Below are 13,810 nucleotides of genomic sequence, written 5' to 3' on the forward strand. Positions count from 1 at the left end.
CATGGTCAACATCGGACGGATCCCGCAGAAGTGGGCGGCACTCACCCCCGGGCGCGACGCGATCGTCGACGCCCCCAGCGGGCGCCGGGCGGACTGGAAGACCCTCGACGAGCGGGTCCGCCGGCTCGCCAACGGCCTGGCCGGCACCGGTGACGGCGGGCTCGGCCTGGGCAAGGGCGACCGCGTCGCGATCCTGGCCAAGAACTCCATCGAGTACCAGGAGCTGTACTACGCCGCGGGGCGCGCGGGCCTCGTCGCGCAGCCACTGAGCTGGCGGCTCGGCGCCGGCGAGCTCACGAAGATCATCGCCGATGCGTCGCCGAAGGCCGTCGTCGTCTCCGACGAATGGCTCGACACCGCCAAGGAGCTGCAGAGCGCCGTCGACGTCCCGACGTGGCTGCAGTACGGTGCCGGCGGCGACGGGAGCTACGAGGACCTGATCGCCCGCTCGTCCGACGACGAGCCCGAGCGCTCCTCGACGACCGGCGACGCCGACCCGTTCTTCATCCTCTACACCGGTGGCACCACAGGTGAGTCGAAGGGCGCGCTGCACTCGCACACCAGCGCGTCGTTCGGGATGCTCAACCAGACCGTCGCGGAACGGATCGTCGCCACCGACGTCTACATGCTGACCGGGCAGATGTACCACATCCCGGTCGTGCTCTCGATGAACTACATGCGCCACGGCTGCCCGCTGGTGCTCATGAACTTCGACGCGACGACGGCGCTGGAGCTCATCCAGGACGAGAAGGTCTCGGCCTTCCTCGGCATCACGACGATGCTGAACTGGATGATGGCCGTCCCCGGCTTCTCGAACTACGACATCTCGTCGCTGCGCAACATCCAGTACGGCGGCGGGCCGATGCCGTCGTCGGTGGTCAAGGCCGCGCTGGACAACTTCCCGTGCACCCTGATCCAGGGCTACGGCCAGACCGAGGGCACGACGATGTGCTTCCTCTCCCAGGAGGACCACCTCGATGCGGTCCGCGGCGTGCACCCGGAACGGCTGATGTCGTGCGGCCGGGAAGGGTTCGTCACCGAGGTCCGGGTCGTCGACCCCGACGGCAACGAGGTCCCGCGCGACGGTCGGACCGCCGGCGAGATCGTCATCCGGTCCGAGGCGAACATGCTCGGCTACCTCAACCGGCCCGACCTCACCGCGAACACATTGCGCAACGGCTGGATGTGGACCGGGGACGTCGCGACCTGGGACTCCGAGTCCTACGTCTTCATCGTCGACCGCGCCAAAGACATGATCATCTCGGGCGGCGAGAACATCTACTCGATCCAGGTCGAGGAGGCCGTCAACCAGCACCCCGCGGTGCTGGAGTGCGCGGTCATCGGCGTGCCCGACGACGAGTGGGGCGAGTCGGTCAAGGCGTTCGTCGTACTCAAGCCCGAGACCTCCGCGACCGAGGCCGAGATCATCGCCACCGCCCGCAACCACCTGGCGTCCTACCAGAAACCGCGGTCGGTGGAGTTCGTCGACGCCCTGCCCAAAGCCCCCACCGGGAAAATCCTCAAACGCGAGCTACGCCGGCCGTTCTGGGCCGAGCGGGATCGGTCGGTCTGATGACAGGACGTGTCCAGGACAAGGTCGCCCTCATCACCGGCGCCGCGCGAGGGCAGGGCCGCAGCCACGCGGTGCGCCTCGCCGAAGAGGGCGCCGACGTCGTTCTCGTCGACGCCTGCGCGCCGCTCTCGACCGTCGACATGTATCCCCTGGCCACGCCGGAGGACCTCGACGAGACGGTGGCGGCGGTCGAGAAGACCGGCCGACGGGCGGTCGCCCGCATCGCCGACGTGCGCTCCGGCCAGGACCTGAAGGCCGCGATCGACGACGGTGCGGCCGAGCTGGGCGGGATCGACATCGTCGTCGCCAATGCCGGGATCGCCACCTACGGGATGTCGTGGGAGATCACCGAGGAGATGTGGCAGCAGATGCTGGACGTCAACCTCACCGGCGTCTGGCACACCGCCACCGCGGCGCTGCCGCACCTGCGCGCCCGCGGCGGCGGGTCGATGGTCTTCACCAGCTCGATCGGTGGGCTCAAGGGAATCATGCAGGTCGCGCACTACGTCGCGGCCAAGCACGGCATGGTCGGCCTGATGCGCACGATGGCCAACGAGCTGGCCGGGGAGCGCATCCGCGTCAACACCGTGCACCCGACGAACGTCGACACCCACATGATCCAGAACCCCGGGACGTGGGGCATGTTCGCGCCCGGCGACCCGGAGCCGACGCGGGAGAAGGCGATGGCCGGGTTCACCTCGCTCAACGCGATGGACGTGCCCTGGGTGGAGCCGATCGACATCAGCAACGCGGTGCTGTTTCTGGTCAGCGACGAGGCTCGCTACATCACGGGCGTGACGCTGCCGGTCGACGCCGGCGCGAACATCCGATAGGAGCACCGGGCACGGATCGGGCTGCGTGCCGCGAGCTGGACCGCCCGACGCGGCCACCCGGCCGTGATCGGCGTTGTACCTACCAAACGGTAGAGTGGGAGGAACTCACGTCGTGAAGGGGGATCCGGGTGCGACAGCCGGCAGGGCGGAGCGCGCGGCGCTCCGGGGGTGAGCGCAAGCCTCGTGAGGAGCGCTGGGCCGAGCTCATCGAGGTCGCCACCCAGGTCTTCTACGAGAAAGGCTACGACGGCGCCTCACTGCAGGACATCGCCGACCGCCTCGGCATGCTCAAGGGCAGCCTCTACTACTACATCCAGTCCAAGGAGGACCTGCTCTTCGACGTGATCAGCGCCGTGCACAAGCAGGGCCTGGAGGTCGTCCGCGGCCGCGCCGACGTGCCCGGCGGGCCGCTCGACAAGCTGGAGAGCGTGATCGTCGGGCACGTCGAGCACACCTGCCGCAACCTCGTCCCCACCGCGGTGTTCCTGCACGAGCTGTCGGCGCTGCCCGTCGAACGACGCGAGGAGATCCTCGGCAGCGAACACGCCTACCAGGGCGTCTTCCGCGACCTCGTCGAACAGGGCCAGGCGGCCGGGCAGGTCCGAGCCGACCTCGACCCCCGCCTCGCCGCCCTCTCGATCCTCGGCTCGACGAACTGGGTCTACCGCTGGTTCCGGCCCGGCGGCACCTTCACCCCCGAGCAGATCGGCGCCGAGATGGCCGAGATGGCCATCCGCGGCATCGCCACCGAGGACGTGCTGAAGGCCCGCACCGCCTGACCCCCACACCCGCGCGCAACCTCACGGTTACGCCGGCGGGTTCCGACGACCGTGAGGTTGCGCGCGACGTCTGTCGGCCCGGCCGGGCCCGGCGTCGGCCGGCACACCTCGCGCCCCGGCAATCGGGCTTTCAGCGCAGGAGCAGCCTGTCGAGACGCCGCGCCGCGATCACGACCCCGACGACGACCATCACCACGAAGTACGCCAGGTGCCCCAGCAGCCCCGCACCGACGACGCCCGTCGTCAGCCCCCGCATCAGCTCGACCGCGTGGTACAGCGGCAGGCACTCGACGACGATCTGCAGCCATCGCGGATAGACCGAGAGCGGGTAGAACGTCGTCGAGAACAGGAACATCGGCAGCACCGCGAGGGTGACCAGGTCGAAGTCCTGCCACGACCGCATGAACGACGTGGCCGCCATCCCGATCGCCGCGAACGCGAACGCCACCAGCAACGCCGCGGGCAGCGCCAGCAACGCCCACGGCGACTCGATCAGCCCGAAGCCCGCCATCACCGACAGGAACGCCGTCGCGTAGAGCCCGCCGCGCAGCAGGGCCCAGCCGATCTCCCCCAGCGCGACGTCGACCGGGCCGAGCGGGGTGGCGAGCATCGAGTCGTAGAGCCGCGCGTAGTGCAGCTTGAAGAACACGTTGTACGTCGAGTCGAACACCGCGCCGTTCATCGCCGACGCCGCCAGCAGCCCCGGCGCGATGAACGCCGCGTACGAGATCGGCTGCCCGTCGGGGCCCGGCAGGTCGCCGACCAGCGAGCCCAGCCCCGTGCCCATCGCCAGCAGGTAGAACAGCGGCTCGAAGAAGCCCGACACGAACGCGAGCCACGTCCGCCGTGACGCCGTGGCCGAGCGCACCATCATCATCCGGGCGCGGCCGGCGTAGCTGCCGGCCGGCAGCAGCCGCCACAGCGCGGGCGCAGCAGGCGCGCTCATCGGGCCAGTCTTCTGGTGAACAGCCGTGCCACCAGCACACTGCCGACCACCAGCAGTCCCACCAGCACCGCGAGATGGCCCAGCGTCGGCAGCAGCCGCCACGTACCGAGTGCCGCGCCGCGCGCCACCTCCGTGCCGTGCCACAACGGCGAGACCCACACGACGGGCTGCACCCACTCCGGCAGCCGGTCGACCGGGAAGAACGTGCCCGAGAACAACGTCATCGGGATGACGACGAACCGGAACAGCGCGCTGAACGCGTTGCCCTCGTTCTCCACCGTCGCCGCGAACGCCGTGATCAACGACGCCACCGCCAGGCCCGTGAGCAGCGCCGCCAGCAACGACACCACGATCCCCGGCCCCTGCACCCCACCGAAGATCGCGATCACCACGACGTACACCGCGCCGGAGCCGAACATCTTGACTCCGGTCCACGTCAGCACGCCGAGCCCGACCTGCGCGCCCGTGATCGGGCCCGCCGACATCGCCAGGTAGATGCGCTGCCACTTGAAGCCCGACAGGATCGGGTACGTCGAGTCGAACGCCGCGCTCTGCGCCGCCGACATCGCCAGCAGCGCCGGCGCCAGCCACACCAGGTACGGCGTCCCGCCCGTCGCGGCCGCCGCCTGCGGGCCGCTGCCCACCAGCGCGCCGAACCCCACACCGAAGGCCAGCAGGAACAGCAGCGGCTGCAGGATCGACGACACCGCCGTGGCCCGCCAGTTGCGCCGGTACCACCGCCAATGGTGCTCGACGACCCGCCCGACCCCGCCCAGCGCGGTCGGGGCTCGGCCCGTCGAGCGTGCGACGCTCACCGTGGGAGCCGCCATCAGTCGACCAACGTCCGGCCGGTGAGCCGCAGGAACACGTCCTCCAGCGACGAGCGCCGCACCAGCGACGACAACGGCACGAACCCCGCCCCGACGACGTCACCGTGGGTGCGTTCGCCGTCGACCGTATAGAGCAGGAACCGGTCGGGCAGCTCCTCCACCCGCTCGGCATGACGTTCCAGGGCCTCCGCCGTGGGCCGGTGCTCCGGGTCGAACCGCAGCTCCAGCACCTCACGCGTCGAGTACCGGCCGATCAGCTCCGCCGGCGAGCCCTCCGCCGCGATCACCCCGCCGTCCATGACGACGAGCCGGTCGCACAGCTGCTCCGCCTCGTCCATGTAGTGGGTGGTGACGATCTGTGTGACGCCCTCACGCTTGAGCCGGTACAGCCTGTCCCACAACAGGTGCCGTGCCTGCGGGTCGAGCCCCGTGGTCGGCTCGTCGAGCAGCAGCAACTCCGGGTCGTTCACCAGCGACCGCGCGATCGTGAGCCGGCGCTTCATCCCGCCCGACAGCTCCTCGACCGTGTCGCCCGCCCGCTCGGTGAGCTGCGCGAACTCCAGCAGCTCCGCCGCCTTCTCCTTCACGTGGCGACGCGGCAGGCCGAAGTAGCGGCCGTAGATCTCCAGGTTCTCCCGCACCGACAGCTCGGCGTCGAGATTGTCGAGCTGCGGGACGACGCCGATGCGGGCCCGGATGCGTGGCCCGTCGACACCCGGGTCCATGCCCAGGACCGACAACGTCCCCGCCGACCGCGGCGACACGCACGCGATCATCCGCATCGTCGACGACTTGCCCGCCCCGTTGGGGCCGAGGAAGCCGAAGACCTCACCGGGCGCGACGTCGACGTCGATCCCCCGGACCGCCTCGACCGCCCCGAAACTCTTGCGCAGGCCTCGGGCCTGGACGAGCGCGTCGGACACGATCAGACCGTAACCCGGCGCACCGACAGGACACGCAGCGATTCCCTTCCGCCGACGACTCCGGACCGGCGGGCAACGGGTGCCGAACCCCGGCGCGGGGTGCCGCGCGGCGGCCGCACTCCTTGCGTGGCCGATGCACTCCCTGCAACGGGTGCGACGCCCGCGGAACCGGTGCGACGCCCTCGCCGACCGCGCGAGTTCTTCGAACGACGTGCGTCGTCCACGGTCAGCACGTGAGCTGCAACCCGCGCGCCGCCCCCAGAACGGACGCGCCGACCGGGAACCCGGGCGATGGCGGGGCTTCGGTCCCGCTGCGCATGGACTGCCCCGACCCGATCGCAACCTCACTGTCGCCAGAGCCGCCGAACACAGCAGTGAGGTTGCGCGCGGACTCCGGCGGGCAACCTCAGTGCTACCGCTCCGGCGACAACCAGCAAGGAGGTTGCGCGCGGACTCCGGCGCGCAACCTCCCTGCTGCCGATCCGGCGACAACCAGCAAAGAGGTTGCGCGCCGACTCACCGCGCGCCGCAGTCATCGCCCCGCAGGCCCGGACCCTGTTCCGTCGCGCGCAACCTCACGGTTGTCCTCGGAGCCCGGGGCAGCAGTGAGGTTGCGCGCGGACCGCGCTCGCGCGCAGACCGCACGGACTCAGCGGATGCGGAACTGCAGCCAGTGCTCGTCGCGCAGCTCGTCGCCGACGCGCAGCGCGGCGGGGAAGCAGCCGACCTCGGTCCAGCCCCGGGCGACGTAGAAGCCTGGCAACCCGGTGCCGCCGCGGGCGGAGGCGAGGAGCTGGTCGAGCCCCAGGTCACCGGCGAGGCGGATGGCGGCGTCGATCAGCATCGTGCCGAGGCCGGAGCCTTGCGCGTCGGGACGCACCATCAGCCTGATCATCTCGGCCCGGTGCGCGACGACGGGGCCGGCTCCGGGCCGCAGGAAGACGACCCCGAGCGGCTGTGCGGGCTCCCCCGCCACGACCATCCTCAGGGTGCCGGCGCGCACGTCGTCGATCATGCGGGCGGCGAGGGCGCGGATGTCGGCCTCGGGGGCGTCGGCGGGGAAGCCGACGGCGCCGCCGGCCCGGGTGACCGTGACCCACAGTGAGGCGAAGGCCTCGGCGAGGTCGGTGCCCGGGTCGGCGACGACGTGCGCGGTCAGGCTCAGAGGTTCGGGAACCACAGCTTGATCTCGCGGGCGGCGGACTCGGGCGAGTCGGAGCCGTGGACGAGGTTGTACTGCACCTCGAGGCCGAAGTCGCCGCGGATGCTGCCGGGGGCGGCCTTGTCGACGGGGTCGGTACCGCCGGCGAGCTGGCGCCACGCCGAGATGGCGCGGGGGCCCTCCGCGACGGCCGCGAGGACCGGGCCGGAGGTGATGAACTCCAGCAGCGACTCGAAGAAGGGCTTGCCGTCGTGCTCGGCGTAGTGCTGGGAGGCGAGCTCACGGTCGACCGTGCGCAGGTCGAGCGCCACGAGCGTGAGGCCCTTGCGCTCGATGCGCGAGACGACCTCGCCGATGAGGCGGCGCTCGACGCCGTCGGGCTTGACGAGGACCAGGGTGCGTTCAGTCACCGCGTCAGGGTATCGACGGGCCCGCGCACTCCCGGTACGGGCCCGTCACCTGATCGGCCCCACCACCGCGCGGGCATCCGCTCGTTGGAGGTGGTTGTGAGCAGCAGGCGACCGATGCCGGGACGGGCCGTGGCGGCGGCGCTCGCGATCGGCCTGGCCACGACGTTCCTCGCCGCCTGCCAGGACCTCGATCCACCGCTGCTGCCCGATCTGACGCAGGCCGCGGTGGGGTGCGCCCCGGCCACGGACGTGGCGCCGGGCAGCTGCACGGCATGGGACGTGTGCCCGGTCGCGAATCCGCAGAACCCGCACGCGACGTGTGTGTCGTCGGGGCCGATGCGACAGGTGCGGCTGCGGTTCACGTCGTCGGAGGAGAACGTGGGCGACGGCCCGCTGCTGCTCTACGGGCACCGGGACTCGACGGCGACGCCGACGATGGCGGTGCGCCAGGCGTTGCAGCCGGGTGAGGACGAGCCGTTGCCGGCGTCGTTCGCGCAGGCGCAGCGCCCGATCGCGGGGGCGTCGATGTACTACGAGCCGGCGACGATGCACATGCACTGGCACCTGCTGGCGTTCGACCGGTTCCAGCTGGTGGCCGACGACGGCCGTACGGTGGTGTCGGACCGCAAGAACGGGTTCTGCCTGGGCGACCGGTACGACATCGACACCACCGACACGTTGGCGCACATCCCCGCCGACGACGGGTCGCCGCAGACGGTGCTCGCGGACGAGTTGGCCGCCAACGACTGCCGGATGCACCATCCGGAGGCACTCGACGTGGCCGAGGGCATCTCGGTGGGCTCGGGCGACAACTACGACTACACCGTCGACTACCAGTGGCTCGACGTGACCGCGGTGCCGTCGGGGACGTACACGCTGGTCAACACGGTGAACCCGGACCGTCGGATCCTGGAGAAGGACTACGAGAACAACTCGTCGTCGATCGTGGTGTCGATCGAGTGGCCGGGTGGCGGTGCGGCGCCGCGGACGGTCACGGCGCCGCCGGAGGTGCACCTGCTGCGCAGCTGCCCGGGCCACGAGACGTGCAGCGAGGCCGACGCCTGGTGAGAAGGCGCTACTGCCGCTGGGAAGGCAGCTCGCCGCGGGCCATCTTGCGGGCGACGTCGCGGCGCAGCAGCAGCAGCCCGCCCCACACCATCACGAAGATGATCCCGATGATCCACATGGCGGGCACGAAGGCGATGCACGCGAACACCCCGAGCTGCAGGACGAGCGCGTAGGCGAGCCCCCACGGGCGGCGCTGCAGCCCGGAGCCGACGATCATCGCGACGGCGAGCGCGGTGATGGAGACGACGCCCGCGGTGGTGGCGCCCTCGCCGAACTTGCCGAGCACCAGCATCGCGAGCAGCACGACGATGGCTTCGAGGATCAGGGTCATGGCGAAGACCCCGCGGATGCCCTTCATGGGGTCGGTCGCGGGCGGCGGGACGGCGGGGGCACTCATTCGGGTTCCCGTCCGAAGATCGCGCGGGCCTGCCCGGCGGTGACCACGGAGCCGGTGACGACGACCCCGACCCCGGAGTCGCCGCCCTCCTCCGCGAGCTCGACGCCCTGCTCGATGGCCTGTGCGAGGTCGGGTTCGACGCTGACCCGTTCGGCGCCGAAGATCTCGACGGCGACCGCGGCGAGCTCGTCGGGGTTCATGGCGCGCGGGCTGTCGGCCGCGGTCACGACGACCTCGTGCAGCGCCGGTTCGAGCTCCTGCAGCAGCCCGCGGGCGTCCTTGTCGCGCATGACGCCGACGACGCCGACGAGCCGGGTGAACCGGAACTCGGAGGTCAACGAGGCCGCGAGGGCGCCGGCGCCGTGCGGGTTGTGCGCGGCGTCGATGAGGACCGTGGGGGTGCCGGGCTCGTTGCGCATCCGTTCGAGCCGGCCCGGGGTGCGCACGGACGCGAAGGCGGCGCGCACGGCGTCGGCGTCGAGGGGTTGCGACGGGCCGGCCCCGATGAGTGCCTCGGCGGCGGCGAGCGCGATGGCGGCGTTGGACGCCTGGTGCTCGCCGTGCAGCGGCAGGAAGACGTCGTCGTAGGTGCCGGACAGGCCCTGCAGCGCGAGACGCTGGCCGCCGACGGCGATCTCGCGCTCGCGCACACCGAACTCGGCGCCCTCGCGCGCGACCTGCGCCCCGACCTCGACGGCCCGTTCGACCAGGATCGTCGCGACCTCGCGGTCCTGCGTCGCGAGGACGGCGACGGAGCCGGGCTTGATGATCCCGGCCTTCTCGCGGGCGATGCCGAGGACGTCGCTGCCGAGGTACTCGGCGTGGTCGAGCCCGATGGGGGTGATCACGGCGACCGTGCCGTCGGCGACGTTGGTGGCGTCCCAGCGCCCCCCGAGGCCGACCTCGACGACGGCGGCCTCGACGGGGGCGTCGGCGAACGCGGCGAACGCCATCGCGGTGAGCACCTCGAACTTGGACAGCGCCGGTTCGCCCGCGGCGCGTTTGCCGTCGACGAGCTCGACGAACGGGGCGACCTCGTTGTAGGCGGCGACGTAGCCCTCGGCCGTGACGGGCCGGTTGTCGAGGTTGATCCGTTCGGTGGCGCGCTGCAGGTGCGGGCTGGTGTAGCGGCCGGTGCGCAGCCCGACCTCGGTGAGGATCGCGTCGACCATCCGCGCGACCGACGTCTTGCCGTTGGTGCCGGTGATGTGGACGACCGGGTAGGTGCGCTGCGGGTTGCCCAGCGCGTCGACGAGCGCGGTGATGCGGTCGAGCGAGGGCTCCATGACCGTCTCGGGCCAGCGCTGGTCGAGCACCGCCTCGACGGCGAGGAACTCGGCGAACCCGGCGACGGTCGAGCCCGCGGGCACGACGTCGGGGGTGTCGCCGCCGCGGATCGCGTCGAGGACGTGGGAGATCACGGCGTCCTGGGCGGACTCCTCGGGCGAGGGCACGGAGCCCTCGCCCTCCGGGAGGTCCGGGTCGTGGTCGCTCACGATGCGGGCAGCGCCTCGAGCCGCGCGGTGACCCGCGCGATGTCGGCCGCGGCCGTCTCGCGGCGGGCCCGGATGCCGTCGACGATGTCGGCCGGCGCCTTCTCGGTGAACTTGGGGTTGCCGAGCTTCTTGTCGGCGGCGTCGAGCTCCTTCTGCGCGGCCGCGAGGTCGCGACCGAGCCGGGCCCGTTCGGCGGCGACGTCGATCGCGCCGGACGTGTCGAGCTCGACGTGGGTGTTGCCGATCTCGACGGTCGCGGTCGGCGAGAAGTCGTCGCCCGGCTCGTCGAGGCGGGTGAGGAACCGGACGGCGCGTTCGTGGCCGCCGAGACCGGCGGCGTCGAGGCCGCCGAGCGTCGCGGCGACGGAGCGCCGGTCGGGCAGGCCCTGCTCGGTGCGGAACCGGCGGACCTCGGTGATGAGCCGCTGCGCGGCGAGGACCCGCTCGGTGGCGGCGGCGTCGGGCTCGAGGCCGGCGTCGGTGGGCCACGCGGCGACGACGACGGACTCGCCGCCGGTCAGCCCCGTCCACAGCGCCTCGGTGACGAACGGCGCGATCGGGTGCAGCAGGCGCAGCAGCGCGTCGAGGACGTGCCCGAGCACCGCGCGCGTGTGCGCGGCCTCGGTGCCGGCGGAGTCGGCGAGCTGCGGCTTGGCCAGCTCCAGGTACCAGTCGCACAGCTCGTCCCACGTGAAGTGGAAGAGCCCCTCGGTGGCCTTCGCGAACTGGAAGTCCTCCAGCAGCGCGTCGGTCTGCTGCTGGACCTGGCGCAGCCGGCCCAGGATCCAGCGGTCGGCGTCGGTCAGCGCGTCGGGCGCGGGCAGGGCGGCCGAGGCGTCGGCACCGTTGGCGATCGCGAACCGGGTGGCGTTCCACAGCTTCGTGGTGAAGTTGCGCGACGCGGCGACCCACTCGTCGGACAGCGACATGTCGGTGCCCGGGTTGGAGCCGCGGGCGATGGTGAAGCGCAGGGCGTCGGCGCCGTAGGCGTCGATCAGCTCCAGCGGGTCGATGACGTTGCCCTTGGACTTCGACATCTTGCGGCCGTGCTCGTCGCGGATCAGGCCGTGCAGGTAGACGTGGCGGAACGGGCTGGCACCCATGGCGTAGGTGCCGAACATCATCATCCGGACGACCCAGAAGAACAGGATGTCGTAGCCGGTGACCAGCGCGGACGTCGGGTAGTAGCGTTCGAGGTCCTCGGTCTGGTCGGGCCAGCCGAGCGTGGAGAACGGCCACAGGCCCGAGGAGAACCAGGTGTCGAGGACGTCCTCGTCGCGGCGCCAGCCCTCACCGGTGGGGGGCTCCTCGTCGGGGCCGACGCAGACGGTCTCGCCGTCGGGGCCGTACCAGACCGGGATGCGGTGGCCCCACCACAGCTGCCGGGAGATGCACCAGTCGTGCATGTTGTCGACCCAGTCGAAGAACCGGGCCGACATGTCGGCGGGGTGGATCGTGGTCTCGCCGCTGCGGACGGCGTCGCCCGCCGCCTTGGCGATGGCCTCGACACGGACGAACCACTGCAGCGACAGCCGCGGCTCGATGACGACGCCGGTGCGCGAGTCGTGCCCGACGCTGTGCAGGTACGGGCGCTTCTCGGCGACGATGCGGCCGTGGGCGCGCAGCTCCTCGCGGACGGCCTCGCGCGCCTCGAACCGGTCCATGCCGTCGAACCGGGTGCCCGAGCCCGCGATGCGGCCGGACTCGTCCATGATCGTCGGCATCGGGAGGTCGTGGCGGCGACCCATCTCGAAGTCGTTGGGGTCGTGCGCCGGGGTGATCTTCAGGGCGCCGGTGCCGAACGACGGGTCGACGTAGGGGTCGGCGATGACCGGGATGTCACGCCCCGTGATGGGCATGCGGATGCTGCGCCCGACGAGGTGGGCGTAGCGCTCGTCGTCGGGGTGGACCGCGACCGCGGTGTCGCCCAGCATCGTCTCGACGCGCGTGGTGGCGACGACGACCGCGTCGTCGCCTTCCCCGTAGCGGATGGAGACGAGCTCGCCCTCGACCTCCTTGTGGTCGACCTCGATGTCGCTGATCGCGCTCTGCAGCGCGGGCGACCAGTTGACCAGCCGCTCGGCCCGGTAGATCAGGCCGTCGTCGAACATCCGCTTGAAGACGGTCTGGACCGAGCGCGACAGCCCCTCGTCGAGGGTGAAGCGCTCGCGCGACCAGTCGACGCCGTCGCCCAGGCGCCTCATCTGGCCCAGGATCGCGCCGCCCGACTCGGCCTTCCACTCCCAGACGCGCCGGACGAACTCCTCGCGCCCCAGCTCACGACGAGTGGGCGCCCCCGCCTCGGCGAGCCGGCGCTCGACGACGCTCTGCGTCGCGATGCCCGCGTGGTCCATACCGGGCAGCCACAGGGTGTCGTAGCCCTGCATGCGGCGACGCCGGGTGAGGATGTCGATGAGGGTGTGGTCCATCGCGTGACCCAGGTGCAGACTGCCCGTCACGTTGGGCGGCGGGATCGCGATGCAGTACGGCGGCCGGTCCGACGACGGATCGGCCTGGAAGTACCCGCGCTCCACCCACCGCTGGTACATGCCGCCCTCTACCTCGCCGGGGATCCACTTGGCGGGCAGCTCGGACGTACGCGGTGGGAGGGTCTCGGTCACGCTGTCAAGTCTACGAGCCCCACGCATTCGGTTTCCGGCGGCTCAACCCCGGGGCGACAACACGGCATGGAGGCGGTCGAACCCCAGCACCGGGGCCAGTGCACGGCGCCCGACCAGCTCCGGGTCCACGGCTCTGACCTGGCCCGATGTGGGCTCGTAGACGTTCCAGTGACCGCCGTCGCCGACGGTCAGGGCGAGGCACCAGTGGCGGGGCACCACGGTGCCGACGAGCACCGGGACGGGCCTGCCGGCGGTCAGCGCGGCGACGACCTCAGCGACGAGCGGACGCAGATCCTGCGCCGAGCTGTCGTCGACCAGGCGCACGCGGTACCTGCCGGCGGCGGGGACGTTGCGCGTGAGCCATCCGACCATTCCCCACGGTGTCGTCCCCAGCGCCTGCGGCCACAGCCGGTTCGTCTCGCGGTGGACCTGCTTCTGGCGGGCGTCGTAGCGCGCGCCGAAGCCCTGCCGGACACCGCCGACGACCGGGTCGGCGCCGCCCGGATCCAGCCGCTCGAGCTCCGCGGCCGACGCCCACGCCGACAGCGCGACGAGCACCGCGCTGCCGCACGTCGTCGCGTCGACCTGGTCGAGCCGCACACCGTCGCGGACCTGGTCGCCCGGCCCGGTGGAGAGCAACGGCAGACCCCGCGCCACCAGGGGACGGACCCCGTCCACGGCGAGCGGGCGCCGCCCGACGAGTGCCTGCACCGCGCGCCCGAACCCGCAGACCGTCCGCACGAGGGGAATCTATCCCGCACCGGCGGGGTTT

Annotated in this window: 13 protein-coding genes; 4 read left to right on the forward strand and 9 right to left on the reverse strand. The window is 71.7% G+C overall.

The genetic code is table 11. The features are described 5' to 3' along the window. The first annotated feature begins 1 nt into the window (after position 1). The 3 genes from PSU4_RS08025 (at position 2) to PSU4_RS08035 (ending at position 3,185) form a co-directional block, all read left to right on the forward strand. On the forward strand, positions 2 to 1,573 hold the full coding sequence (locus PSU4_RS08025; protein ID WP_147104331.1) for a class I adenylate-forming enzyme family protein: 1,572 nt from the start codon (positions 2 to 4) through the stop codon (positions 1,571 to 1,573). After that, a complete protein-coding gene (locus tag PSU4_RS08030; protein ID WP_147104336.1) occupies positions 1,573 to 2,406 on the forward strand; it encodes a mycofactocin-coupled SDR family oxidoreductase in 834 nt (277 codons plus the stop codon). Before PSU4_RS08025 ends, PSU4_RS08030 begins: the two co-directional genes overlap by 1 nt. Positions 2,407 to 2,534: 128 nt before the next feature. Continuing rightward, on the forward strand, positions 2,535 to 3,185 hold the full coding sequence (locus PSU4_RS08035; RefSeq protein ID WP_147104339.1) for a TetR/AcrR family transcriptional regulator: 651 nt from the start codon (positions 2,535 to 2,537) through the stop codon (positions 3,183 to 3,185). Positions 3,186 to 3,315: 130 nt separating this feature from the next. Here PSU4_RS08035 and PSU4_RS08040 read toward each other — a convergent pair whose 3' ends face one another. From PSU4_RS08040 to ndk, 5 genes are all read right to left on the reverse strand, one after another. Beyond that, the gene (locus tag PSU4_RS08040; RefSeq protein ID WP_147104341.1) at positions 3,316 to 4,131 is read right to left on the reverse strand and encodes an ABC transporter permease; all 816 of its coding nucleotides are present in this window, start codon (positions 4,129 to 4,131) and stop codon (positions 3,316 to 3,318) included. After that, on the reverse strand, positions 4,128 to 4,946 hold the full coding sequence (locus tag PSU4_RS08045) for an ABC transporter permease (RefSeq protein ID WP_147104344.1): 819 nt from the start codon (positions 4,944 to 4,946) through the stop codon (positions 4,128 to 4,130). The genes PSU4_RS08040 and PSU4_RS08045 overlap by 4 nt, the downstream gene beginning before the upstream one ends. Positions 4,947 to 4,960: 14 nt before the next feature. Next, positions 4,961 to 5,884 (reverse strand): ABC transporter ATP-binding protein, encoded by a 924-nt coding sequence (locus tag PSU4_RS08050; RefSeq protein WP_147104347.1) that lies wholly within the window; start codon positions 5,882 to 5,884, stop codon positions 4,961 to 4,963. A 649-nt stretch (positions 5,885 to 6,533) separates the two neighbouring features. Further along, positions 6,534 to 7,064, reverse strand: a complete 531-nt coding sequence (locus tag PSU4_RS08055) for a GNAT family N-acetyltransferase (RefSeq protein WP_147104351.1) — start codon at positions 7,062 to 7,064, stop codon at positions 6,534 to 6,536. Further along, positions 7,046 to 7,456, reverse strand: a complete 411-nt coding sequence (gene ndk, locus PSU4_RS08060; protein WP_147104355.1) for a nucleoside-diphosphate kinase — start codon at positions 7,454 to 7,456, stop codon at positions 7,046 to 7,048. The genes PSU4_RS08055 and ndk overlap by 19 nt, the downstream gene beginning before the upstream one ends. A 114-nt stretch (positions 7,457 to 7,570) precedes the next feature. Between ndk and PSU4_RS08065 the strand changes: the two genes are divergently transcribed. Beyond that, positions 7,571 to 8,524 carry a lysyl oxidase family protein gene (locus tag PSU4_RS08065; RefSeq protein ID WP_147104357.1) on the forward strand — a complete coding sequence of 318 codons (954 nt, stop codon included), beginning with the start codon at positions 7,571 to 7,573 and terminating at the stop codon, positions 8,522 to 8,524. A gap of 7 nt (positions 8,525 to 8,531) precedes the next feature. Here PSU4_RS08065 and PSU4_RS08070 read toward each other — a convergent pair whose 3' ends face one another. From PSU4_RS08070 to PSU4_RS08085, 4 genes are read right to left on the reverse strand one after another with little or no spacing between them, the layout of a single operon-like run. Further along, on the reverse strand, positions 8,532 to 8,921 hold the full coding sequence (locus PSU4_RS08070) for a DUF4233 domain-containing protein (protein ID WP_147104360.1): 390 nt from the start codon (positions 8,919 to 8,921) through the stop codon (positions 8,532 to 8,534). Further along, positions 8,918 to 10,417 (reverse strand): bifunctional folylpolyglutamate synthase/dihydrofolate synthase, encoded by a 1,500-nt coding sequence (locus PSU4_RS08075; RefSeq protein ID WP_147104362.1) that lies wholly within the window; start codon positions 10,415 to 10,417, stop codon positions 8,918 to 8,920. The genes PSU4_RS08070 and PSU4_RS08075 overlap by 4 nt, the downstream gene beginning before the upstream one ends. Beyond that, a complete protein-coding gene (locus tag PSU4_RS08080; protein ID WP_147104365.1) occupies positions 10,414 to 13,038 on the reverse strand; it encodes a valine--tRNA ligase in 2,625 nt (874 codons plus the stop codon). Before PSU4_RS08080 ends, PSU4_RS08075 begins: the two co-directional genes overlap by 4 nt. Positions 13,039 to 13,080: 42 nt before the next feature. Then, on the reverse strand, positions 13,081 to 13,779 hold the full coding sequence (locus PSU4_RS08085; protein WP_147104368.1) for a hypothetical protein: 699 nt from the start codon (positions 13,777 to 13,779) through the stop codon (positions 13,081 to 13,083). Positions 13,780 to 13,810: the final 31 nt, after the last annotated feature.

Origin of the sequence: Pseudonocardia sulfidoxydans NBRC 16205 (assembly GCF_007989085.1) — a bacterium.
Taxonomy (GTDB): domain Bacteria; phylum Actinomycetota; class Actinomycetes; order Mycobacteriales; family Pseudonocardiaceae; genus Pseudonocardia; species Pseudonocardia sulfidoxydans.

Bases quoted from the DNA above. Each gene is read 5' to 3' on its own strand.
- PSU4_RS08040 (WP_147104341.1), bottom strand. From the start codon at position 4,131: ATGAGCGCGCCTGCTGCGCCCGCGCTGTGGCGGCTGCTGCCGGCCGGC.
- PSU4_RS08070 (WP_147104360.1), bottom strand. From the start codon at position 8,921: ATGAGTGCCCCCGCCGTCCCGCCGCCCGCGACCGACCCCATGAAGGGC.
- PSU4_RS08030 (WP_147104336.1), top strand. From the start codon at position 1,573: ATGACAGGACGTGTCCAGGACAAGGTCGCCCTCATCACCGGCGCCGCG.
- PSU4_RS08065 (WP_147104357.1), top strand. From the start codon at position 7,571: ATGCCGGGACGGGCCGTGGCGGCGGCGCTCGCGATCGGCCTGGCCACG.
- PSU4_RS08025 (WP_147104331.1), top strand. From the start codon at position 2: ATGGTCAACATCGGACGGATCCCGCAGAAGTGGGCGGCACTCACCCCC.